General features: G+C 71.7%; 14 protein-coding genes. 6 read left to right on the forward strand and 8 right to left on the reverse strand.

The window, feature by feature from the left end:
* Nucleotides 1-250 precede the first annotated feature (250 nt).
* Nucleotides 251-2911, forward strand: a complete 2661-nt coding sequence (gene glgP, locus ACIQTP_RS20530; RefSeq protein ID WP_403401600.1) for an alpha-glucan family phosphorylase — start codon at nt 251-253, stop codon at nt 2909-2911.
* A gap of 32 nt (nt 2912-2943) precedes the next feature.
* Here the strand turns inward: glgP and ACIQTP_RS20535 are convergent, their stop codons facing one another.
* The 7 genes from ACIQTP_RS20535 to ACIQTP_RS20565 all read right to left on the reverse strand — a co-directional run bounded on the left by ACIQTP_RS20535 (nt 2944) and on the right by ACIQTP_RS20565 (nt 15146).
* Nucleotides 2944-3459 (reverse strand): DUF1990 family protein, encoded by a 516-nt coding sequence (locus tag ACIQTP_RS20535; protein WP_403401602.1) that lies wholly within the window; start codon nt 3457-3459, stop codon nt 2944-2946.
* Nucleotides 3460-3546: 87 nt separating this feature from the next.
* Nucleotides 3547-5205, reverse strand: coding sequence for a M4 family metallopeptidase (locus tag ACIQTP_RS20540; RefSeq protein ID WP_403401603.1), 1659 nt, complete (start codon nt 5203-5205; stop codon nt 3547-3549).
* Nucleotides 5206-5503: 298 nt separating this feature from the next.
* A complete protein-coding gene (locus ACIQTP_RS20545; RefSeq protein WP_403401605.1) occupies nt 5504-7546 on the reverse strand; it encodes a M4 family metallopeptidase in 2043 nt (680 codons plus the stop codon).
* 422 nt (nt 7547-7968) lie between these two features.
* Nucleotides 7969-9708, reverse strand: coding sequence for an ABC transporter ATP-binding protein (locus tag ACIQTP_RS20550; RefSeq protein WP_403401607.1), 1740 nt, complete (start codon nt 9706-9708; stop codon nt 7969-7971).
* Nucleotides 9705-11414 carry an ABC transporter transmembrane domain-containing protein gene (locus tag ACIQTP_RS20555; protein ID WP_403402004.1) on the reverse strand — a complete coding sequence of 570 codons (1710 nt, stop codon included), beginning with the start codon at nt 11412-11414 and terminating at the stop codon, nt 9705-9707. Before ACIQTP_RS20555 ends, ACIQTP_RS20550 begins: the two co-directional genes overlap by 4 nt.
* 25 nt (nt 11415-11439) lie before the next feature.
* Nucleotides 11440-13344 (reverse strand): ABC transporter ATP-binding protein, encoded by a 1905-nt coding sequence (locus ACIQTP_RS20560; protein WP_403401609.1) that lies wholly within the window; start codon nt 13342-13344, stop codon nt 11440-11442.
* Nucleotides 13341-15146: an ABC transporter ATP-binding protein gene (locus ACIQTP_RS20565; protein WP_403401611.1), complete on the reverse strand. Its 1806-nt coding sequence runs from the start codon at nt 15144-15146 to the stop codon at nt 13341-13343. The genes ACIQTP_RS20560 and ACIQTP_RS20565 overlap by 4 nt, the downstream gene beginning before the upstream one ends.
* 192 nt (nt 15147-15338) lie before the next feature.
* Here ACIQTP_RS20565 and ACIQTP_RS20570 point away from each other — a divergent pair, with 192 nt between their 5' ends.
* The 4 genes from ACIQTP_RS20570 to ACIQTP_RS20585 are packed head-to-tail and all read left to right on the forward strand — an operon-like array spanning nt 15339 to nt 18919.
* A complete protein-coding gene (locus tag ACIQTP_RS20570; protein ID WP_403401613.1) occupies nt 15339-16241 on the forward strand; it encodes an ABC transporter ATP-binding protein in 903 nt (300 codons plus the stop codon).
* A complete protein-coding gene (locus tag ACIQTP_RS20575; RefSeq protein ID WP_403401614.1) occupies nt 16238-16972 on the forward strand; it encodes an ABC transporter permease in 735 nt (244 codons plus the stop codon). Before ACIQTP_RS20570 ends, ACIQTP_RS20575 begins: the two co-directional genes overlap by 4 nt.
* Before the next feature lie 29 nt (nt 16973-17001).
* On the forward strand, nt 17002-18267 hold the full coding sequence (locus tag ACIQTP_RS20580; protein WP_403401615.1) for a sensor histidine kinase: 1266 nt from the start codon (nt 17002-17004) through the stop codon (nt 18265-18267).
* Nucleotides 18257-18919, forward strand: coding sequence for a response regulator (locus tag ACIQTP_RS20585; RefSeq protein WP_403401617.1), 663 nt, complete (start codon nt 18257-18259; stop codon nt 18917-18919). The genes ACIQTP_RS20580 and ACIQTP_RS20585 overlap by 11 nt, the downstream gene beginning before the upstream one ends.
* 191 nt (nt 18920-19110) lie before the next feature.
* On the opposite strand, the gene glgX is transcribed toward ACIQTP_RS20585, so the two are convergent.
* Complete coding sequence (gene glgX, locus ACIQTP_RS20590) at nt 19111-21378, reverse strand: glycogen debranching protein GlgX (protein WP_403401618.1); 2268 nt, start codon at nt 21376-21378, stop codon at nt 19111-19113.
* Between the two features lie 276 nt (nt 21379-21654).
* Here glgX and ACIQTP_RS20595 point away from each other — a divergent pair, with 276 nt between their 5' ends.
* Nucleotides 21655-22872: an Ig-like domain-containing protein gene (locus tag ACIQTP_RS20595; protein ID WP_403401620.1), complete on the forward strand. Its 1218-nt coding sequence runs from the start codon at nt 21655-21657 to the stop codon at nt 22870-22872.
* The last annotated feature ends 106 nt before the right edge of the window (nt 22873-22978 follow it).

Raw genomic sequence — 22978 nt, forward strand, 5'->3', positions numbered from 1 at the left:
GGGGGGGCGCGGGCCCCGCGCCGCCCCCCCGGCCCCCCCCCCCGGCCCCCCCCCGCCCCCCCCCCCCCCCCCCCCCCCCCCCCCCCCCCCCCCCCCCCCCCCCCCCCCCCCCCCCCCCCCCCCGACCCCGCCCCCGCCCCACCCGCGACGCCGGAGTTCATCGATGCGCCGTGTTGTGGAAACACCCTCGCCGCTACCGTCGTGGGTGACGTACCTCCCGCCGCATACGTCTTTCGTGAAGGTGGAACTCGTGAAGGCAATCCGCAGATTCACCGTTCGCCCCGTACTGCCCGACGCCCTTCACCCGCTCAGTGACCTCGCCCGCAACCTGCGCTGGTCCTGGCACGCCGAGACCCGCGACCTCTTCCAGTCCGTCGACCCCGAACGCTGGACCGCCTCCGACGGCGACCCCGTACGCCTGCTCGGCAGCGTCCCTCCCCGCCGCCTCGCGGAACTCACCGAGGACCGCCGCTTCCTGCGCCGCCTCGCCGCCGTCGCCGACGACCTGCGCGACTACATGACGGGCGAGCGCTGGTACCAGACCCAGACCCAGATTCCCGACCTCCCCGCCGCCATCGCCTACTTCTCACCCGAGTTCGGCATCACCGCGGCCCTGCCCCAGTACTCCGGCGGCCTCGGCATCCTCGCCGGCGACCACCTCAAGGCCGCCAGCGACCTCGGCGTACCCCTCATCGGCGTAGGACTCCTCTACCGGCACGGCTACTTCCGGCAGTCCCTCTCCCGAGACGGCTGGCAGCAGGAGCACTATCCCGTCCTCGACCCCAACGAACTCCCTCTCGTACCCCTGCGCGAATCCGACGGCACCCCGGCCCAGGTCACCCTCGCCCTCCCCGGCGGCCGCGCCCTGCGCGCCCACATCTGGCTGGCCCAGGTCGGTCGCGTCCCCCTCCTCATGCTCGACTCCGACGTCGAGGAGAACGACCTCGGCGAACGCGGGGTGACCGACCGGCTGTACGGCGGCGGCAGCGAGCACCGGCTGCTTCAGGAGATGCTGCTCGGCATCGGCGGGGTGCGCGCCGTCCGGACGTACTGCCGGCTGACCGGCCACGCCCAGCCCGAGGTGTTCCACACCAACGAGGGCCACGCCGGCTTCCTCGGCCTGGAACGCATCGCCGAGCTCGGCGAAGGGGACGACGGGCTGGACTTCGAGGCCGCCCTCGAATCCGTCCGCGCCGGTACCGTCTTCACCACCCACACCCCCGTCCCCGCCGGCATCGACCGCTTCGACCGCGAACTGGTCGCCCACCACTTCGGCCCGGACGCCGAACTCCCCCGTATCGACGTCGAGCGGATCCTCGGCCTCGGCATGGAGACCTACCCGGGCGGTGAGCCGAACCTCTTCAACATGGCGGTGATGGGGCTCAGGCTCGGCCAGCGGGCCAACGGGGTGTCGCTGCTCCACGGTCACGTCAGCCGCGAGATGTTCTCCGGGCTGTGGCCGGGTTTCGACCCGGACGAGGTCCCGATCACCTCGGTCACCAACGGCGTGCACGCACCGACCTGGGTGGCACCGGAGGTCTTCCGGCTCGGCGCCCGTCAGATCGGCGCCCAGCGCACCGAGGACGCGATGACGGTCGGCGGCTCGGACCGCTGGGACGCGGTGGCGGACATCGCCGACCAGGAGATCTGGGACCTGCGCCGGGCGCTGCGCGAGCAACTGGTCCTCGAGGTACGGGAACGCCTGCACGCCTCCTGGCGCCAGCGCGGCGCCGGAACGGCCGAACTCGGCTGGATCGACGGGGTGCTGGACCCGGACGTCCTCACGATCGGCTTCGCGCGCCGCGTCCCTTCCTACAAGCGTCTGACCCTGATGCTGCGCGACCGCGACCGCCTGATGGACCTCCTCCTGCACGCCGAACGCCCGATCCAGATCGTGGTCGCGGGCAAGGCGCACCCCGCCGACGACGGCGGCAAGCGACTCGTGCAGGAACTGGTCCGGTTCGCGGACGACCCGCGCGTGCGCCACCGGATCGTCTTCCTCCCGGACTACGGGATGGCGATGGCGCAGAAGCTGTACCCGGGCTGCGACATCTGGCTGAACAACCCGCTCCGCCCGCTGGAGGCCTGCGGCACGTCCGGGATGAAGGCGGCGCTCAACGGCTGTCTGAACCTCTCCGTCCTGGACGGCTGGTGGGACGAGTGGTTCCAGCCTGACTTCGGCTGGGCGATCCCGACGGCGGACGGTACGGATGGGGGTCCCCCCACGCGTTCCGCGGTGGGGGAGGACGACGACCGCCGCGACGACCTGGAGGCGGCGGCCCTCTACGAGCTGCTGGAACAGCGCGTGGCGCCCCGCTTCTACGAGCGGGGTCGGCACGGTCTGCCCGACCGGTGGATCGAGATGGTCCGCCAGACGCTGACCCATCTCGGCCCGAAGGTCCTGGCGGGCCGGATGGTGCGCGAGTACGTGGAGCGCCTGTACGCCCCCGCGGCCCGCGCCCACCGCGCCCTGGCCCCGGAGGCGGCCCGCGAACTGGCCGCCTGGAAGTCCCGCGTCCGGGCGGCCTGGCCCCGGGTCACGGTGGACCACCTGGAGGCCTCCGCCGCCACCACGACCGCCGAACTGGGCACCACCCTCTCCCTGCGCGTGCGGGTGGCGCTGGCCGACCTCGCCCCGGACGACGTCGAGGTCCAGGCGGTCTCGGGCCGCGTCGACTCGCAGGACCGCATCGAGGACGCGAGCTGCGTCCCGCTGAAACCGGCGGGCGGTCCGGACCTGGAAGGGCGCTGGGTGTACGAGGGACCGCTCTCCCTCGACCGCACCGGCCCGTTCGGCTACACGGTCCGTATCCTCCCCACGCACCGACTGCTCGCGTCCGGCGCCGAGCTGGGCCTGGTGACGCTGCCTTCGGAGGATGTGGGGGAGGAGGCCGGGGTCCTGATGCGCTGAGCGGGCCGAAAGCGGAACGGCAGGCAGCGGACCTACGGTTCGAACCCCGCGCACAGCCGGCGAAGTACCGTCCCGCAGCGGCGCGCGTAGGCGTGCTGGAGCCCCCGGGTCGCCGGTCCGCCCGCACGGGTGTACCACTTGGCCGCACGGCTGAAGGCGGTCACGGTCAGCCAGACCGTGCCGTCGCCCGTGCGGTCGACCACGAAGGCCTCCTCGCCGCGCTCGGGGTGACCGGGCAGGGTGCCGTAGGCCCAGCCGGCCCGGCGGTACTCCTCGACCGTCCAGACCACACGGCAGGGGGCCTTGAGGGGGCCGAGTCCGACGGTGACGTCGACTCCGGGGGCCGCCTTGTCGGCGGTGGCGGTTATGCCCACGCCCATCGCGCGGTGCATCTCCCAGGTCATCACCGCTTCGGACGCGGCGCGGAAGACGGCCTCGCCCTCGCCGACGCGGGTGCGCAGATGCAGGGGGCGGAACCCCGGCGGGCAGTGGCCGTCGCGCGTCGCGCCCACGTCCTCGTATGTGAAGGGGTTGTCCGGGGAGACCATGGGGACAGCGTAGGGCGGTACCCGGAGAGGACTTCTCTCCGGGTACCGCCCAAGGTGCCTAAGCGGGTCTCGAGGACCCCGTGGGCACTAGCTCACGTTGACCGCGGTCCAGGCCGCGGCCACCGCCTTGTACTCGGTGCTGGTCGAGCCGTACAGGGCCGACGCCGCGGAGAGCGTCCCCGTGCGGGCGGACTTGTAGTTCGTCGTCGACGTGAAGTACGTCGTCAGCGCCTTGTACCAGATCTGCAGGGCCTTGTCCCGGCCGATGCCGGTGACGGCCGTGCCGTTGTACGTGGGCGAGTTGTAGCTGACGCCGTTGATGGTCTTGGCGCCGCTGCCCTCGCTCAGCAGGTAGAAGAAGTGGTTGGCGACACCGGACGAGTAGTGCACGTCCAGGTTGCCGACGCTGGAGGACCAGTAGTCGGCGGAGCCGCCGTCCTTGCTGGGCTTGTCCATGTAGCGCAGCGGGGTGCCGTCGCCGTTGATGTTGATCTTCTCGCCGATGAGGTAGTCACCCACGTCGGAGGAGTTCCCCGCGTAGAACTCGACGCCGGTGCCGAAGATGTCGGAGGTCGCCTCGTTCAGACCGCCGGACTCGCCCGAGTAGTTGAGACCGGCCGTGTTGGCGGTGACGCCGTGGCTCATCTCGTGGCCGGCCACGTCGAGCGAGGTCAGCGGGTGGGTGTTCCCGGAGCCGTCGCCGTACGTCATGCAGAAGCAGCTGTCGTCCCAGAACGCGTTGACGTACGCGTTGCCGTAGTGGACGCGGGAGTACGCGCCGACGCCGTTGTTCTTGATGCCGCTGCGGCCGAAGGTGTTCTTGTAGAAGTCCCACGTCTCCTGCGCGCCGTACGCGGCGTCGGCGGCCGCGGTCTGGTCGGTGGTGGAGCTGGAGGCCGTGCCGGTGCCCCAGGTGTCGTCCGCGTCGGTGAACAGGGTGCCCGCGGAGGAGGTGGTGGTGTGCGACTTGTTGTACGTCTTGTGGCCGCCGCGGGTGCCGTCGGTCAGCTGGTACGTCGAGCCCGACAGGGTGGTGTTGAGGCTGACCGTGCCCGAGTAGAGGGTCTTGCCGGTGCCCGTCTCGATGCCCTGGTACTCGTAGAGCTTCTTGCCGGTGGCCGCGTCGGTGATGACGTGCAGCTCGTTCGGGGTGCCGTCGTCCTGGAGACCGCCGATGACCGTCTCGTAGGCGAGGGTGGGCTTGCCGGTGGCGGCCCAGATCACCTTGCGGGGGGCGCGATCGGCCGTGGTCTTCTCCGAGCCGGCGGCCTTCGCGGCGGTGAGGGCCTGCTTCTCGGCCTTCGCGGTGGTGACCTGCGGCTTCAGCGAGGCGACCTTGATGGCCGTCTTCACGGCCTTGGTGACGCCCTCGGTCTTGCCGGCCTTGGACTCGTGGACGACCAGGTCGCCGCCGAGGACCGGAAGGCCGTTGTACGTGCGCTCGTAGCGGGTGTGCACCGTGCCGTCCGCGTCCTTGAGGACGTCTCTGACGACGAGCTTCTCCTTGGCGCCGAGGCCTATCTGCTGGGCGGTCTCGGGCGCGGCCGCGTCGGCCTTCTGGATCAGGCTCGTGCGCGTGGCGGCGGAGAGCTGGACCGTGGCGCCGGGGAGTTTCGCCTTGGCGCCGGCCGACTCGGTCTGGGCGGAGGCACCGGTGGTCAGACCGGTGGTGAGCAGGGCTCCGGCGGCGACAGCAGTGGCGATGGCCAGAGTGGTGCGCTTGTGACGCGCGTAGAGGGGGGTCACGCAATCTCCTCTTGTGGGGGCGACCGGACGGCGTGGGGTGGCCGTGCGGAAGGTGCGAAGTTGCGGTGCGGGTGAGCCGTGCGGTGGAAGAGTGACATCCGGGACGCGTACATGTCAGGAGGGCGATGAAATCTTGGCCGAAAAGCGTCCGTTGGATGAAGATCGCTGTTCGTTGCGCGGATCTCGATCTTCGTCAAGCGGCAACAAAAGCAGGGTCATGGCACGGCAAAGAGGGCGCCGCCCCGGGGAGTCGAAACCCGGGGCGGCGCCCTCTCGATGCCGTGTGTTCAGGTGCGGTCTACGGGAAGGTCAGCTTCCAGCTGTTGATGTAGCCGGTGTCCTGAGCGGCCTTGTCCTGGACCCTCAACTTCCAAGTGCCGTTGGCGACTTCGGAGGAAGCGTTGACCGTGTAGGTCTCCTGGACGTTGTCCGCCGAGTCGGAGGAGCTGAAGGCCTTGAGGGGATACACCGACCCGTCCGGGGCCAGCAGATCCACGACCAGGTCGCCGCGCCAGGTGTGCACGATGTTCACGTCGACCAGAAGGTTCGACGGGGCGTTGCCGGTACGGCCGGTGACCGCGATCGACGACGTCACGGCCGGTCCGTTGTCCGGAATCGATACGTCGCTGGTGTTCTCGAACGACGTGCCACCGCCGCCGCCACCGCCCGGACGCGAGCCGACCTTCACGGCCGCCCAGGCGTTCTGCACCGCCGTGTACTCGGCGCTCGTCGTGCCGTACAGCTCGCCCGTCGCCGCGAGCGTGCCGGTGCGCGCCGCCGCGTAGTTGGTGGTCGAGGTGAACTTGGTGGTGAGCGCCCGGTACCAGATCTGCAGGGCCTTGTCGCGGCCGATGCCGGTGACCGGAAGGCCGTCGGCGGTCGGCGAGTTGTAGCTGACCCCGTTGATGACCTTGGCGCCGCTGCCCTCGCTCAGCAGGTAGAAGAAGTGGTTGGCGACACCGGACGAGTAGTGCACGTCGAGGCCGCCCACGCTGGAGGACCAGTTGTCCGCCGAGCCGCCGTCCTTGCTGGGCTTGTCCATGTAGCGCAGCGGGGTGCCGTCGCCGTTGATGTCGATCTTCTCGCCGATGAGGTAGTCACCGGGGTCGGAGGCGTTGTTGGCGTAGAACTCGACGCCGGTGCCGAAGATGTCGGAGGTCGCCTCGTTCAGACCGCCGGACTCACCGGTGTAGTTGAGACCCGCGGTGTTGGAGGTGACGCCGTGGCTCATCTCGTGCCCGGCCACGTCCAGCGCGGTCAGCGGGTCCGCGTTGCCGGCCCCGTCGCCGTACGTCATGCAGAAGCAGCTGTCGTCCCAGAACGCGTTGACGTACGCGTTGCCGTAGTGGACCCGGGAGTACGCACCCACGCCGTTGTTCTTGATGCCGCTGCGGCCGAAGGTGTTCTTGTAGAAGTCCCACGTCTCGGCGGCGCCGTAGTGCGCGTCGGCGCCCGCGGTCGCGGCGTTCGACGTGGTGCCGTTGCCCCAGGTGTCGCTGGTCTGCGAGAACAGGGTGCCGGTGCCGGACGTACCGCGGTTGAGGTTGTACGTCTTGTGGCCGCCGCGCGCGCCGTCGGTGAGCGTGTAGTTGGAGCCCGACTGCGTGGTCGTCAGCGTCACCTGGCCGCTGTACTGGGTGTTGCCGATGCCGGTCTCGATGCCCTGGTACTCGTAGAGCTTCTTGCCGGTGGCGGCGTCGGTGATGACGTGCAGCTGGTTCGGGGTGCCGTCGTCCTGGAAGCCGCCGACGACCGTCTCGTACGCGAGGGTCGGCTTGCCGTCCGCCGCCCAGATCACCTTCCGGGGCGCCCGGTCGGCGTCGGTCTTCTTCGAACCGTCGGCCTTGGCGACGGAGAGGGCCTGCTTCTCCGCCTTCGAGGCGGCGATGGCGGGCGTGAGTGAGGCGACCTTGAGGGTGGCCCGCGTCGCCTTGATGACCCGCTCGGTCTTCCCGGCCTTGGTGGTGTCGACCACCAGGTCGCCGCCGAGTACCGGGAGTCCCGCGTACGTGCGCTCGTAGCGGGTGTGGACCGTGCCGTCCGCGTCCTTGATGACGTCGCGGGCGACGAGCTTCTCGTTGGCCCCGAGGCCGAGGTCCTTGGCGGTGGCCGCCTTGGCGGCGTCCGCGTCGCGTATCAGCTCCGCGCGCTGCGAAGGCGTGAGCTGGACGGCGAGAGAACCACGGTTGATCTTGCCGAGGGAGGATTTCTGGGGGGCCGCGCTCGCGGCGCCCGACTGGACGGCCGCGGCCAGCAGGGCGGAGACGCCGACGAGGGCGACGGCCGCGACACGGCGCTGGGTGGTGTGGGAGGTGCGTCTGTGAGAGGAACTGCTGCTCAACACACTGACTCCTTCTGCGTGGCCACGGCTCGCGCGGCCAGTGGGGATCCGGTCGGGGTGGGTACCCGTCCGGGCAGAACAGGGCAGAACAGGGCAGAACAGGGTGGAACGCGGAACCAGTTGCATGGGTCTACGGCCACGACACGGCGACGGTGCTGTGGGATTGCTGTGAAGTTGCCGTGGGAAGAGTGGCAGGAGATTTCGCTTTCTGTCAGGACCGCGTCAGGAACTTGGCCGGAATTCGTCCGTTGTCCGGGTGTTCATGTTCGGCATGCGGACTGTTCGCCGGAGTGCGTCCGGTCGGTGGCGGGGCGAGGCGCGACCACCCTGCCGCACCGCGCCCGGAGTGGCCGGGCGAGCCCCGACGCGCCTCGCCCGGGGCCCCGTCAGGGCCCGGCCTGGCCCCGCCATAGTCCCCCGCCCTAGTCCCCGTGCCACGTCCGCCAGAGCGCCGCGTACGCGCCCTCGGCCGCCACCAGCTCGTCATGCGTGCCGAGTTCGGTGAGCAGTCCGTCCTCCATCACGGCGACCCGGTCCGCGTCGTGCGCGGTGTGCAGCCGGTGCGCGATGGCGATGACGGTGCGCCCCTCCAGTACCGCGGCGAGCGCACGCTCGGTGTGGCGCGCGGTCGTCGGGTCGAGCAGGGCGGTCGCCTCGTCGAGGATGAGGGTGTGCGGGTCGGCCAGCACCACCCGGGCCAGGGCGAGCTGCTGGGCCCGCGACCCGTCCGTCCGGCGGCCGCCGGTGCCGAGCTCGGTGTCCAGGCCGTCCGGCAGCTCCCGGACCCAGCCGTCGGCACCGACGGCGGCCAGCGCCGCCCACAACGCCGCGTCACCGGCGGCGGGTTCGGCGATCAGCAGGTTGTCGCGAACGGTGCCCAGGAACACGTGATGCTCCTGGGTGACGAGGACGACCTGGCGGCGCAGTTGCTCGGGATCGAGGTCGGCGATCGGCACGCCCCCCACCGTCACCGACCCGGACCGCGGCGCGTCGATGCCCGCGAGGAGTCGGCTCAGCGTGGTCTTCCCGGCGCCGGAGGGCCCGACGACGGCCAGCCGCTCCCCGGGCCGGACGGTCAGGTCGACTCCGCGCAGCACCTCGCCCCCGCGGTCGTAGGAGTAGCGGACATCCGTCACGTCGATCCGGTCGCCGACCGGGGTGGGGGAGCCCGACGGTAGCGCCCGTGGCGCGCGGGCCAGCCCCTCGACGCGGGCGAACGAGGCGCCGCTGCTCTGGAGTTGTTCGACCTGCATCAGGATCTGGTCGAGCGGCTCCGCGAGCTGGCGCAGATACAGGGTCGCGGCGACCACCGCCCCCAGGCTCATCGACCCCCGCGCGTGCAGGGCACCGCCCACCAGCAGGGATGCGACCACGGGAACGACGTACGACACCTCCACGGCCGGGAAGAACACGCTGCGCAGGTACAGGGTCCGCATCCGCCTGAGGCGGGACGTCTCCAGCGTCCGACGGCTCGCGGTGATCCGGCCGCGCTGAAGCCCGAACGCCTCCACCGTACGGGCACCGGACGCGGTGGCCGCGAGGATCTCGGCGACGTCCGAGGTGGCGGTGCCCTCGGCGAGATACGCGGTGCGCGCACGGCGCAGATACCAGCGCAAGGCGAACCAGATGCCGACGAGCCCGAGCACCCCGCAGACGCCGAGCAGCGGGGCGATGACGAAGACCGCGCCGAGGATGAACAGTGCCTGGGCGCAGGAGATGAGCAGTTCGGGTCCGGCGTCGCGCAGGGTGTTGCCCACCACGGTGACATCGGCGGTGCCGCGCGCGGTCAGGTCACCGGTGCCGGCCCGCTCCACGACCGAGGCGGGCAGACTCAGCGCCCGCTCCACGAACTGCTCCCGCACCCGGGCCAGCGTCCGCTCCCCGAAACGGTGCCCCACGTACCGGGCCCACCGCGCCAGCAGCAGCTGCGCCAGCGAGCACACCAGGATGACCGACGCCAGCCGGTCCACGACGTCCACACCGTCCCCGGCCCGTACGTCGTCGATGATCCGCCCGAGCAGCCAGGGCCCGACCAGACCGGCCGTGGCGGCCAGCGCGTTGAGGCCGAGCACGGCGGCGAAGGCCCGCGCGTCCGCCCGGATCAGCCGCAGTGACGCCCGGCGTACCTCGGCGGGCTCGGCGACCGGCAGCTGCGCGCTCATCGCAGGGCCTCTTCCGTGTCGCGGGCCACCAGTGCCCGGTATGCCGGCTCCCCGTCGAGGAGTTCGTGATGGCTGCCGCTCGCCGCGACCTTGCCGTCGACCAGGAAGTGCACGGTGTCGACCTGGTCCAGCATCAGCGGAGAGGTGCTGGTGACGAGGGTCGTACGGCCCGAGCGTGCAGCCCGCAGCCGGGCCGCCACGGCCGCCTCGGTGTGCGCGTCGAGCGCCGAGGTGGGTTCGACGGCGAGCAGTACCTCGGGGTCGGCGAGCAGCGCCCGCACCAGGCGTAGGCGCTGTCGCTGGCCGCCGGAGAGGGTGCGGCCCTGGGCGGCGACGTCCGAGTCGAGACCGTCGGGGAGACCGAGCAGGATGTCGTCCGCCGCCGCCGCGCGCACCGCCCGGGCGATCGCCTCCCCGTCGTGCTCCCGGCGACCGGAGACCAGCTCGCGCAGGGTGCCGGCGAACAGGTCGGCCTCGTTGTCCGCGACCAGGATCCGCTCGCGCACCTGAGCCAGCGCGATCTCGTCGAGCCGTACGCCACCCCACGTGACCGCCGACTCCGCGTACCGGCCGAGGCGGTCGACGACGGCCTCGGACTCCGCGGGAACCGCTCCGACCAGCGCGGTGAGCCGCTCCGGCAGCACCCGTACCCCGGAGTCCGGATCGTGCAGCACCGCCGGGGAGGCGGGCGCGTCCCCGGCGTCGGGGTGGTCGGCGACGGGCTCCAGGGACAGGAACCGTACGACGCGCCGGGCGGCGACGACGGCCCGGCTGAGCTGGTAGCCGCTCTGGATGAAGAAGTACACCGGCATCACGAGGACCGCGACATAGCCGTACACGGACACCAACTGGCCGATGGTGATCTCCCCCTGGGCGGCGAGCCGGGCCGCGAGCCAGGTCACGACGGCGAGGAAGAGGGTCGGCAGTCCCGTGCCCAGCGCCTGGATCCAGCTGGTCGCCGCCCCGACCCGGTACCCCTGCGCCCGCAGCCGCTGCGAGTCGCGGCGGAAGGTGTCCGCGAACAGCCCCTTGCCGCCCAGGCCGTTGAGGACGCGCAGACCGCCCGCGAGGTCGCCGATCCGCGCGGTCAGCACGCCCTGCCGCTCGCGGTACTCGGTCTCCGCGCCCTGGAGCCGACCCATCAGCGGGCCGACGAGCCCGGCGACCAGCGGCACCCCGAGGAGTATCACCACCGAGAGCAGGAGCGAGACCGACATCAGCAGCGCGGCCACCACGCCGTAGGTGACGATCGCGGCGATGCCGGGGCCGACGACGGTCAGCGACTGGCTGATCGTCTGGACGTCACCGACGCCGATCGTGACGACCTCCCCGGCGCCGACCTGGCGGCCCAGCGCGGCACCCAGCCGCGCCGACTGCCCCACCACGACCTTGACCGTACGGAAGTTGGCGTCCATCCGGACCTTGGTCATGGTGCGGTGCCGCAAGATGCCCAGCCAGGCGTTGAACACGCCGATGCCCAGCACGGCGGCCGTCCAGCCCACCAGCGCGCCCTGGTCGCCCGGCTCCAGGCCGTCGTCGATCGCACGGGACAGCAGATACGGCGGCAGCGCCAGGAGCACCATCCACACCGTGGCGAGCAGCGCGCCGGCCACGCTGCGCCCCGACTGCCGGGTGACCAGCCACCACAGATACCGCCACCCGCCCCGACAGTCGGGCGTCCCCGGGTCCTCGTACGCGTCGATCAACCTCATGCCTTTCACTCGCCGTGGGCTATACGAGGCTGTCGCGCCACGCCTGGTGCAGGTCCGCGAATCTGCCGGCGGACGCGACGAGTTCGGCCGGGCTGCCGTCCTCGACCACCCGCCCGTGCTCCATCACCAGCACCCGGTCGGCGATCTCCACCGTGGACAGGCGGTGGGCGATGACCACCGCCGTCCGGCCGCGCAGGACCGTCGACATGGCGCGCTGCACCGCCCGTTCCCCCGGGATGTCGAGGGAGCTGGTCGCCTCGTCGAGGATGAGGACGGCCGGGTCGGCGAGCAACGCCCTTGCGAAGGCGACGAGTTGGCGCTGCCCGGCGGAGATACGGCCGCCCCGCTTGCGTACGTCCGTGTCGTAGCCCTCGGGCAGCGCGCTGATGAAGTCGTGGGCGCCGATCGCCTTGGCGGCCCGCTCGATCTCCTCACGGCTCGCGTCGGAGCGGCCGATGGCGATGTTCTCGGCGACCGTGCCGGAGAACAGGAAGGCCTCCTGGGTCACCATCACCACCCCGCGCCGCAGTTCGGGCACGGACAGCTCGCGCAGGTCGACGCCGTCGAGCAGGACCCGGCCGTCCGTGGGGTCGTAGAAACGGGCCAGCAGTTTGGCGAGCGTCGACTTGCCCGCGCCCGTCGAGCCGACCACGGCCACCGTCTGCCCCGCGGGGAGCGTGAGCGAGAACGTGGGCAGCACCTCGCCGCCGGTGCGGTACGCGAAGCGGACGTCCTCGAAGACGACCTCGCGGCCCGGCTGCGCCGAGGCGAGCGCGGGCAGCCGCCCCGGTTCGGCCGGCTCCGGCACGGACGGCGTCTGGGCCAGCAGACCCGCGATCTTCTCCAGCGAGGCCGCGGCGGACTGGTACGCGTTGAGGAACATGCCCAGCCGGTCGATCGGGTCGTACAGGCGGCGCAGATACAGCACGGAGGCGGCCAGCACACCCAGCGCCAGCGAACCCCCGGCGACCCGGTACGCGCCCCACAGCACGATCCCCGCGACCGCCGTGTTGGCGACCAGCCGGGAGCCGACGACATAGCGGGCCATCTCCAGCAGGGCGTCGCCGTTCGTGCGCTCGTGGCGCTTGTTGAGCACCCGGAACTCGGCGTCGTTGGCGTCCTCGCGGCGGAACGCGCGCACCGGCCGGATCCCGTTCATCGTCTCCGCGAACTTCACGATCACGGCGGCGATCGCGGTCGAGCGGAGGCGGTAGATACGGCCCGCGCGGCGCCGGTACTGCCGTACGAGGAGATAGAGCGGCACGAAGGAGGCCACGGCCACCGCGCCCAGGCTCAGGTCCAGCCAGAGCAGCATCGCCGAGATGTAGACGAAGGACAGGATCACCGTGATGAGCTCCTGCAGGCCCTCGGCGAGCAGTTCGCGCAGCGACTCGACGTCCGTCGTGGAGCGGGAGATCAGCCGGCCCGAGGTGTAGCGCTCGTGGAAGTCGATGCTGAGCGCCTGCGCATGGCGGAAGATCCGGCCACGCAGATCGAGCAGCACGTCCTGGTTGACGCGGGCGGACGCCTGGGTGAAGGCGTACTGGAGTCCGCCGGCGGCCAGCGCGCACAGCAGATAGCCGACTCCCACCGCGATCAGCGGGCCGTGGTCGTGCGCGCGGAACGCCGGTACGGCGCGGTCGATGGCGTACGCGACGAGCAGCGGGCCCGCCTGGATCGCGGCCTGCTGGAGCAGGAGCAGCACCATCGTCACCACCACACGGGCCTTGAGCGGGGCGAGGAGGGAACGCAGCAGCGCGGCCGTGGCGCCCGGGGGAGTGGGCAGGGCGTCGCGGTCGAAGGGGTCCTGGTGCTGGTGGGACTCCCGCGCGTCCGGACGGACCTTGCCGGGCTCCCCGCCGTCGGCCGTGCCCGGTTCCCGGTCCGGCTCCTTGTTCGGCGCGGTCGTCGTGGGCGCCGTCATCGGCCGGCCTCCTCGTCACCTGACATCAGATGGGCGTACTCGGCGTTGCTGCGGAGCAGTTCGTGGTGGGTGCCGACCGCGGTGATACGGCCGCCGGAGAGCAGGGCCACGCGGTCGGCGAGCAGGACCGTGGACGGGCGGTGCGCCACGATCAGCGCGGTCGTCTCCGCCAGTACGCGGCGCAGCGCGGCCTCGACCGCGGCCTCCGTGTGGACGTCCAGCGCCGACAGGGGGTCGTCGAGGACGAGGAAGTCGGGGCGGCCGACCACGGCCCGCGCGAGGGCGAGGCGCTGGCGCTGGCCACCGGACAGGCTCAGGCCCTGCTCGCCGACCTGGGTCCGCGTCCCCTGCGGGAGCGCGTGCGCGAAGTCGGCCTGGGCGACGGCGAGGGCACGGTCCAGGTCCGCTTCGCCCGCGGTGTCCGGGGCGCCCATGAGCACGTTCTCCCCGACGCCGGCCGAGAAGAGGGTGGGCTCCTCGAAGGCGACGGCCACGCGCGCGCGAAGCTCCTCGCGGGGCATCGCCGTGATGTCCTCGCCGTCCAGCGTGATCCGGCCGGCCGTCACCTCGTGCAGCCGTGGGACGAGGGCGGTGAGGGTGGTCTTCCCGGTGCCGGTCGCGCCGACCAGGGCCATCGACTCGCCCGGACGGATGTGCAGATCGATGCGGTCGAGGACGGGGGGCGCGTCCGCCGGGGCGTCGGGATAGCGGAACTGGACGCCGTGGAAGCGGAGTCCGCCCTCGCCCTTCCCGGCGGCGCCCGCGGACGTACCGGCGGCGATCGCGGATGTCTCGATGGACTCCGGCTGCTCGTCCATCACCTCGAAGTACCGCTCCGTCGCCGTCGCGGCCTCCTGGCTCATCGCGAGGAGGAAGCCGATGGACTCGACGGGCCAGCGCAGCGCGAGCGCCGTGGAAAGGAACGCCACCAGCGTGCCGGCGGACAGGTGACCGTCGGCGACCTGGACCGTGCCGAGCACGAGGGCGGCGCCGATGGCGAGTTCGGGGAGGGTGACGATGACCGTCAGGATCGCGGCGAGGAGGCGGGCCTTGGCCAGCTCCGTGCCGCGCAGGGTGCGGGACAGCTCGCGGAAGGCGCGGGCCTGGCTGCGGTGGCGCCCGAAGCCCTTGATGATGCGGATGCCGAGCACGCTCTCCTCGACGACCGTCGTCAGATCACCCACCTGGTCCTGGGCCCGCCGCGCCACCAGCGAGTAGTGCCGCTCGAAGAGCCAGCAGACGACCATCAGGGGCACCGCGGGAGCGAGCAGCACCAGGCCGAGGGTCCACTCCTGGGCCAGCATGATCATGACGCCGACCAGGATCGTCACGGAGTTGACCAGCAGGAACGTCAGTGGGAAAGCGAGGAACTGGCGCACCAGCATCAGGTCCGTGGTGCCCCGGGACAGCAGCTGACCGGAGGCCCAGCGGTCGTGGAAGGCGACCGGGAGCCGTTGCAGATGCCGGTACAGATCCGCCCGCATGTCCGCCTCGACCCCCGACAGCGGGCGCGCCACCAGCCACCGCCGCAGCCCGAACAGCACCGCCTCCGCGACACCGAGCAGCAGCAGATACAGCGCGCCGAGCCAGATGCCCGCCGAGTCGTGGTCGGCCACCGGACCGTCCACCATCCACTTCAGGACGAGCGGGAACACCAGCCCCGTACAGGAGGCGAGGACCGCGACGAAGGCGGCGCTGAACAGCCGCGCGCGCACCGGCCGCACGTACGGCCACAGGCGCAGCAGGCTGCGTACGGTCGAATGGTCGGCCCGGCCCGGGGTCACCGCATCTGGAGTGGACATCAGGAGCGAGCCTACGGTTCGGCACTGACAGAGCCCACCGAGTTTTGACCCGACCTGAATCGTTCCACGGACCCAGGTCCGTGCCCCTGGGGCCTGGGGCTCGGTCGTATCGCCGCATCAACCGATCGGCTGATGCCGCTTCGAGCGCGATGGACGATGTGCCCGCTCCCGTCCCGCCGGGATCCTCGGGACATGTCAGTCATCGAAGTCACCGGACTGCGCAAGTCCTACGGCGGCCGGACCGTCGTCGACGGAGTCTCCTTCGCCGTCGAGGAGGGCGAGATCTTCGGGATCCTCGGCCCGAACGGCGCCGGCAAGACCACCACCGTCGAATGCGTCGAGGGCCTGCGGATCCCCGACGGGGGCCGCGTCCGGGTCACCGGGCTCGACCCCGTCGCCGACCACGAACAGGTCGCCCGTGTCCTCGGCGCCCAGCTCCAGGAGAGCGAGCTCCAGGCCAAACTCACCGTCCGCGAAGCCCTGGAGCTGTACGCGGCCTTCTATCCGCACCCCGCCGACTGGCGGCCGCTCGCCGAACGCCTCGGCCTGACCGCCAAGCTCACCACCCGCTTCACGAAGCTCTCGGGCGGTCAGAAACAGCGCCTGTTCATCGCGCTCGCCCTCATCGGCAACCCCCGCGTGGTCGTCCTCGACGAGCTGACCACCGGGCTCGACCCGCGCGCCCGCCGCGACACCTGGCAGCTCATCGAGGACGTCCGCGCGAGCGGCGTCACCGTCCTGCTCGTCACGCACTTCATGGAGGAGGCGCAGCGCCTCTGCGACCGGATCGCCGTGATCGACAAGGGCCGGGTGGCCGCCCTGGACACCCCGTCAGGCCTGATCCGCCGGTCGGCCGGCTCCACCGTCATCAGCTTCACGCCCTCCGCCCCGCTGGACGAGGGTGACCTGAACGCGCTGCCCGCGCTCGCCTCGGTCGAGCACAAGGACGGCCGGATCACGCTGTCCGGCACCGACGAGACCGTCAACGCGGTCATCACGCTGCTCGCCCGGGGCCACATCACCGCCCACCAACTCCGCGTCTCGGACGCCACGTTGGACGACGCGTTCCTCGACCTGACGGAGATCACCGCATGAACACCGCCGTCCTGCGCACCGAGTTGCGCCTCTTCCGCCGCGAACCGGGCGCCCTCTTCTGGATCCTGCTCTTCCCGACCCTGCTGCTGGTGATCCTGGGCTCCATCCCGTCCTTCCGCCACCATCAGGCGGACCTGGGCGGCCTGCGCACGGTCGACGTGTACGTCCCGGTCGCCGTCCTCCTCGGCATGATCGTCGGAGCCCTGCAGTCGATGCCGCAGAACATCACCGGCTACCGCGAGCGCGGCATCCTGCGCCGCATGTCCACCACTCCGGTACGGCCGTCCGCCCTGCTGTCCGCGCAGATGGTCGTCTACGGCGCGGCGGCCCTGGCCTCCGCCCTGTGTGCCCTCGTCGTGGGCCGTCTCGCCTTCGACGTACGACTGCCCGAGCAGCCGTACGGCTATCTCCTCGCCCTGCTCCTCGCGATCCTGGCCGCGCTGGCGCTGGGCGCGGTGGTCTCCGCGCTGTCCCGGACGACGAAGATCGCGGGTGCGATCGGGTCGGCGGTGTTCTTCCCGATGATGTTCTGCGCGGGCGTGTGGATTCCGGTGCAGGCCATGCCGGACACGCTGGCCCGGATCGTCGGCTGCACCCCGTTCGGCGCCGCCGCACAGGCCCTGAACCGGGCGGCGGCGGGCGACTGGCCGGGCTGGGCGCACCTGGGTGCGCTGGTGGCCTGGACCGTGCTGCTGACAGCCGGCGCCTCGCGCTGGTTCCGCTGGGAGTAGGGGAAGGGGCGGCCGTGCAGACTGGGGAGATGACCACCAGGGACAGGCAGATCGAGCGGCGCTGGGAGCAGCTGCACACCTGGGGGCCGTACGGGCTGCTCGGCATCAGTGTCGTCCTCGCGCTCGCCTCCACCGGCGTGATCGACCGTTCCACCGAGTGGTACGCGGCCTGGGCCCTGGTCGTCGCGGCGGTCGCCCTCCAGCTGTGGTGGCACGGCACCCGCGCCCGCCGGGCCGGCCGCGGCCGGATCCCGTCCCGGGCGGGGACGGCGTACTACGCCGTCCGCTGGGCCCTCGGCTTCGCCCTCACCTGGATCGACCCGTTCTTCGCGTTCTACGCCGCCGCCGGCTACATGGACGCCGACGAGCTGATCCCGGGCAGGTGGCAGCGGCTCGGACTGTTCGCGAGCGCGGCCACCGTGGCCGGGGCGCAGGCGGGCGGGCTGCCGTTCGGAAACGGCGTCCAGTGGATCCTCTTCGCCGCGCTCCTGGTCGCCAACTCCGGCCTGCAGATGGTGGTCGCCCACCTCACTCAGCAGGAGGCGCAGCGCTCCCGCGAGCGCACCGAGACCATCACCGAACTCGAACGCACCAACGCCGCCCTGCAGCAGGCCCTCGACGAGAACGCCGCCCTGCACGCCCAACTCCTCGTCCAGGCACGGGAAGCCGGCGTCGCCGACGAACGCCGCCGTCTGGCGGCCGAGATCCACGACACCATCGCCCAGGGCCTGACCGGCATCATCGCCCAGCTCCAGGTCGTCGCGAACACCCCCGATCCGGGGGCCGCCCGCGTACACCTGGGCCGCGCCTCGGAGCTGGCCCGCCAGAGCCTGGGTGAGGCGCGCCGCTCGGTGCACAACCTCGCCCCGGTCGCCCTGGAACACGACGGCCTTCCCGAGGCCCTGAAGAAGACGGTCGCGGACTGGGCCCGACGCACCGGCATCCGCGCGGACTTCACTCTCACCGGTACGGCGGAACACCTCCACGAGGAGATCTCGGCGACGCTCCTGCGCATCGCCCAGGAGGCCCTGTCCAACGCGTCCCGGCACGCGCGCGCCGCCCGGCTCGGCGTCACTCTCTCCTTCATGGGCGACGAGGTGACCCTGGACGTACGCGACGACGGCCGCGGCTTCGACCCCGCCGCCGTCCCCGCACGCACCGGCAGCGGCGGCTTCGGCCTCGACGGCATGCGGGCCCGCGCCGAACGCATCGCGGGCTCCCTCACCCTGGAGTCCGAACCCGGCCACGGCACGGCGGTCTCGGCGCGCGTACCGTTGGTCCGCCATGACCGATGACTCGTCCGCCCCGGCCGAAGACGCCGCGATCACCCTCCTCGTCGTCGACGACCATCCCGTCGTACGGGACGGTCTGCGCGGCATGTTCGAGTCCGCGCCGGGATTCACGGTGCTCGGCGAGGCCGCGAACGGCGTCGAGGCCGTCGCCCTCGCCGCCTCCCTCGACCCGGACGTCGTCCTGATGGACCTCCGCATGCCCGGCGGCAACGGAGTCGAGGCCATCGAGGAACTCACCCGCCGCGGCGCCCGGGCCAAGGTGCTCGTCCTCACCACCTACGACACGGACTCCGACACCCTCCCCGCGATCGAGGCGGGCGCGACGGGCTATCTGCTGAAGGACGCCCCGCGGGAGGAGCTGTTCACCGCCGTCCGCGCGGCCGCGCAGGGCCGTACGGTGCTCTCGCCTGCGGTCGCCTCCCGCCTGGTCTCGGCGGTCCGCGCGCCCGCCTCGACCCAGGACTCCCTCTCGGCCCGCGAGCGCGAGGTCCTGGCCCTGGTGGCCAAGGGCACCTCGAACCGTGAGATCGCCCGCGTCCTGTTCATCAGCGAGGCCACGGTCAAGACCCACCTCACCCACCTGTACGCCAAACTGGGCGTCAACGACCGCGCGGCGGCGGTGGCGGTCGCCTACGACCGGGGCATCCTGGGCTAGCCCCCGATCCCCTCTCTGCGGGTCCGTGGGGGCTGGTCGCGCAGTTCCCGGCGCCCCTGAGGGGGCGCTGCGCGCATCTTCAGCCTGTCCGGCGTTTGAGGACGAGGCCGTTCAGGCCGTCGGGGGTTTGAGGGCGGAGCCTCCAAGCAGGGATGGGACGGGTAGGGGCGGCGGGGGCGAGGACAGGTGCCTCAGCCCATCACCCGTAGCAACAGCACCGCCCGTGCCGGCACGGTGACCGTGCCGCCCGCCCGATGGACCACGCCCGGCGCCCGCGCCTGATCCTCCGCCGAGGTGTCGACCACGAGTTCGTAGCGCGAGGCCCACGGAGGCCCCGGCAGGACGAAGCTCACCGGACGGTCGCCCGCGTGCAGCACCGCGAGGAAGCTGTCGTCCACGACCGGCGCTCCCCGGGCATCGCGTCCGGGGATGTCCCGGCCGGAGAGGTACATCCCGAGCGTCGCGGCCGGCGCGTACCAGTCCCGTTCCGTCATCTCCGTCCCGCGGGGGGTGAACCACGCCAGGTCCCGCAGCCCGTCGACGGAGTGCGCCCGGCCGGAGAAGAACGCGCGGCGCCGCAGCACGGGATGCCGGTGCCGCAGTGCGATCAGACGGGAGGTGAGGTCGAACAGGGCGCGCCAGCCCGGTTCGTCGAGCAGGCTCCAGTCGACCCAGCTGATCTCGTTGTCCTGGCAGTACGCGTTGTTGTTGCCGCGCTGGGTGCGCCCGAACTCGTCCCCCGCGACGAGCATCGGCACCCCGGTGGACAGCAACAACGTCGTCAGCAGGTTCCGCAACTGGCGCCGCCGCAACCCCCGTACCCGCTCCTCGTCCGTCTCCCCCTCCGCCCCGCAGTTCCAGGCCCGGTTGTCGTTCGTGCCGTCCCGGTTCCCCTCCCCGTTGGCCTCGTTGTGCTTGCGCTCGTAGGAGACGAGGTCGCGCAGTGTGAAGCCGTCGTGGGCGGTCACGAAGTTCACCGACGCGTAGGGGCGCCGCCCGCCCCAGGCGTACAGGTCGCTCGACCCCGAGAGGCGGTAACCCAGGTCCCGTACGTCCGGCAGCGCGCCCCGCCAGAAGTCCCGGACCGCGTTGCGATAGCGGTCGTTCCACTCCGTCCACAGGGGTGGGAAGGCGCCCACCTGGTAGCCGCCGGAACCGACGTCCCACGGTTCGGCGATCAGCTTCACCCGGCGCAGGACCGGGTCCTGGGCGATGACGGCGAGGAAGGGGGAGAGCATGTCGACGTCGTGCATCGAGCGGGCCAGCGCCGCCGCCAGGTCGAAGCGGAAGCCGTCCACCCCCATCTCCGTCACCCAGTACCGCAGCGAGTCCGTGATCAGGCGCAGGACGTGCGGCTGCACCACGTGCAGCGTGTTGCCGCAGCCCGTGTAGTCGGCGTACCGGCGGGCGTCCGACTGGAGCCGGTAGTAGCCCCGGTTGTCGATGCCGCGAAGGGACAGCATCGGGCCCAGCTCGCCGGCCTCCGCCGTGTGGTTGTAGACCACGTCGAGGATGACCTCGATGCCGGCGGCGTGCAGCGCGCGCACCATCCGCTTGAACTCGCCGACCTGCTGCCCGGTCGTCCCGGAGGACGCGTAGCCCGCGTGCGGGGCGAAGTAGCCGATCGAGTTGTAGCCCCAGTAGTTCTTCATCCCGCGCCGCAGGAGGTGGTCCTCGTGGGCGAACTGATGGACGGGCAGGAGTTCCACGGCCGTGACGCCCAGCCCGACCAGGTGCTCGATCGCCGCGGGGTGGGCGAGCCCGGCGTAGGTCCCGCGCAGTTCCTCCGGTATTCCGGGGTGCAGCCGCGTGAAGCCGCGTACGTGCAGCTCGTAGATCACCGAGTCCGCCCAGGGAGTCTTCGGGCGGTGGTCGTCCGACCAGTCGTCGTCATCGTGGACGACGACACCCTTGGGGACGTACGGCGCCGAGTCGCGGTCGTCGCGCACGGTGTCCGCGACCTGCTGCTGGGGCCAGTCCCGGACATGCCCGTACACCTCGGGCGGCAGACCGAAGTCGCCGTCCACCGCACGGGAGTACGGGTCGAGGAGCAGCTTCGCCGGGTTCCAGCGGGCGCCGGTCCACGGGTCCCAGCGGCCGTGCACGCGGTAGCCGTAGCGGCGGCCGGGCAGCACGCCGGGGACGAAGCCGTGCCAGATCTCGTGGGTCAGCTCGGTGAGCGGCACGCGCGTCTCATGGACCTCGCCGTCCCGCTCGTCGAAGAGACAGAGGTCGACGGCCTCCGCCCCGCCCGCCCACAGGGCGAAGTTGGTGCCCGCCGCGCCGTCGGGGCCGACGCGGAAGCGCGCCCCGAGCGGGGTCGGGGCGCCCGGCCACACGGACACGGCGGGCGACGGCGCCCGCTGGGCGCCGTTCAGCACGGGAGACGACTGCACGGGCAGCTTCTCGCCCGTGGTCCGCCCCTCCGGCACTGCCTCCTGCTCGGCTGCGCTCGACACCGTTCAGCCTCCTGCGGCTCCGGAGGACGGCCCGAAAAAGAGCGTGCGGCGTCCCGACACCTCTTGTCGGCCCGTTCGCCTCCGGGGCGCCACAGCCGGTGCCGGGAGGCCGACCGTGCTCAGCCCTTCGGGCCTTCGCGCGCTCGACCTCTCGACACCGGCACGCCCCTGCGGCTCACGGGCGCGGCTCCCCCTCGCGTCGTCCTCCCCACTGTTCTGCCCAGCGCTTGGCTCGCACTCACGTTTCCCCAGAGGTGCACACTCGTTGGGCCCGCTGTGAAGCACGAACAGACACGCGCGCGGCACGCAGGGGCCGCACTGGCCGCCGTACTGACCTGGGCCGGCCTGCTCGCCGGAGCCGCCGGCTGCACCTCGCACGGGATGGAGGAGGTGCTCGGCAAACCCCCAGCCGCCGAGGACGTCATCCGGATCTCTCCCGACGACAACAGCAAGGGCGTGGGCCCGCGGCAGGCGCTGCGGGTCCGGGTGCCCGACGGGCGTCTGGAGTCCGTGCAGGTCGTCAAGGACCAGGACGCACAGGAGTCCGCGGTGCCCGGGCGCATCTCCGCCGACGGCCTGACCTGGGCGCCCGACGACCCGCGGCTCGCGCTGGCCGCCAAGTACACCGTGAACGTGGTGGCCCTCGACGGGCACGGGCGGCGCTCGGCGCGGCACACGACGTTCACGACATACGTCCCCGAAGAGCGGTTCATCGGATACGTGACGCCGGAGAACCGCTCCACCGTCGGCACCGGCATGATCATCTCCCTCGCGTTCAACCGGGAGATCGAGAACCGGTCCGCCGTCGAGCGCGCGATCCACATCGAGGCCAGCCCCGCGGTCGAGGTCCGCCCGCACTGGTTCGGCAAGAGCCGCCTCGACTTCCGGCCCGAGAAGTACTGGAAGCCGGGCACGAAGGTCACCGTCGGACTGCGGCTGCGCGACGTCGAGGGGGCGAAGGGCGTCTACGGACTCCAGTACAGGACCTTCTCGTTCACCATCGGACGCAGCCAGGTCTCGCTGGTCGACGCCGCCGCGCACACCATGGAGGTACGCCGCGACGGCGACCTCCTCGCCACGGTGCCGATCACGGCGGGCGCCCCCAACAGGACGACGTACAACGGGAAGATGGTCGTCATGGAGATGCTGGAGGTGACCCGGATGAACAGCCGCACGGTCGGCTTCGGCGGCGAGTACGACATCCCGGACGTCCCGCACGCGATGCGCCTCACCGACTCCGGGACCTTCGTGCACGGCAACTACTGGGCCTCGGGCGTCTTCGGCAACAGCAACGTCAGTCACGGCTGCGTCGGTCTTCAGGACGTGAAGGGCGGCAGCTCCGACACCCCCGCGGGCTGGTTCTTCGACCGCAGTCTCATCGGCGACGTCGTCGAGATCGTCAACAGCGCCGACAAGGTGGTCGCTCCCGACAACGGCCTCGGAGGCTGGAACATGGACTGGAAGGAGTGGAAGGCGGGCAGCGCGGCGAAGTAGCCGGACGAAGCGGTACGTACGCCCCCGTAAGGCAGGGGACTCCAGCGCGCCCGCACACGGCCGAACTTGGGACTGAACGGTGACAATCCCGGGGAGCCATCTCTCA

Source organism: Streptomyces sp. NPDC090798, assembly GCF_044768965.1.
Classification (GTDB): domain Bacteria; phylum Actinomycetota; class Actinomycetes; order Streptomycetales; family Streptomycetaceae; genus Streptomyces.

Bases quoted from the DNA above. Each gene is read 5' to 3' on its own strand.
- ACIQTP_RS20535 (WP_403401602.1), bottom strand. From the start codon at position 3,459: ATGGTCTCCCCGGACAACCCCTTCACATACGAGGACGTGGGCGCGACG.
- ACIQTP_RS20550 (WP_403401607.1), bottom strand. From the start codon at position 9,708: ATGAGCGCGCAGCTGCCGGTCGCCGAGCCCGCCGAGGTACGCCGGGCG.
- ACIQTP_RS20560 (WP_403401609.1), bottom strand. From the start codon at position 13,344: ATGACGGCGCCCACGACGACCGCGCCGAACAAGGAGCCGGACCGGGAA.
- ACIQTP_RS20565 (WP_403401611.1), bottom strand. From the start codon at position 15,146: ATGTCCACTCCAGATGCGGTGACCCCGGGCCGGGCCGACCATTCGACC.
- ACIQTP_RS20570 (WP_403401613.1), top strand. From the start codon at position 15,339: ATGTCAGTCATCGAAGTCACCGGACTGCGCAAGTCCTACGGCGGCCGG.
- ACIQTP_RS20575 (WP_403401614.1), top strand. From the start codon at position 16,238: ATGAACACCGCCGTCCTGCGCACCGAGTTGCGCCTCTTCCGCCGCGAA.
- ACIQTP_RS20580 (WP_403401615.1), top strand. From the start codon at position 17,002: ATGACCACCAGGGACAGGCAGATCGAGCGGCGCTGGGAGCAGCTGCAC.
- ACIQTP_RS20585 (WP_403401617.1), top strand. From the start codon at position 18,257: ATGACCGATGACTCGTCCGCCCCGGCCGAAGACGCCGCGATCACCCTC.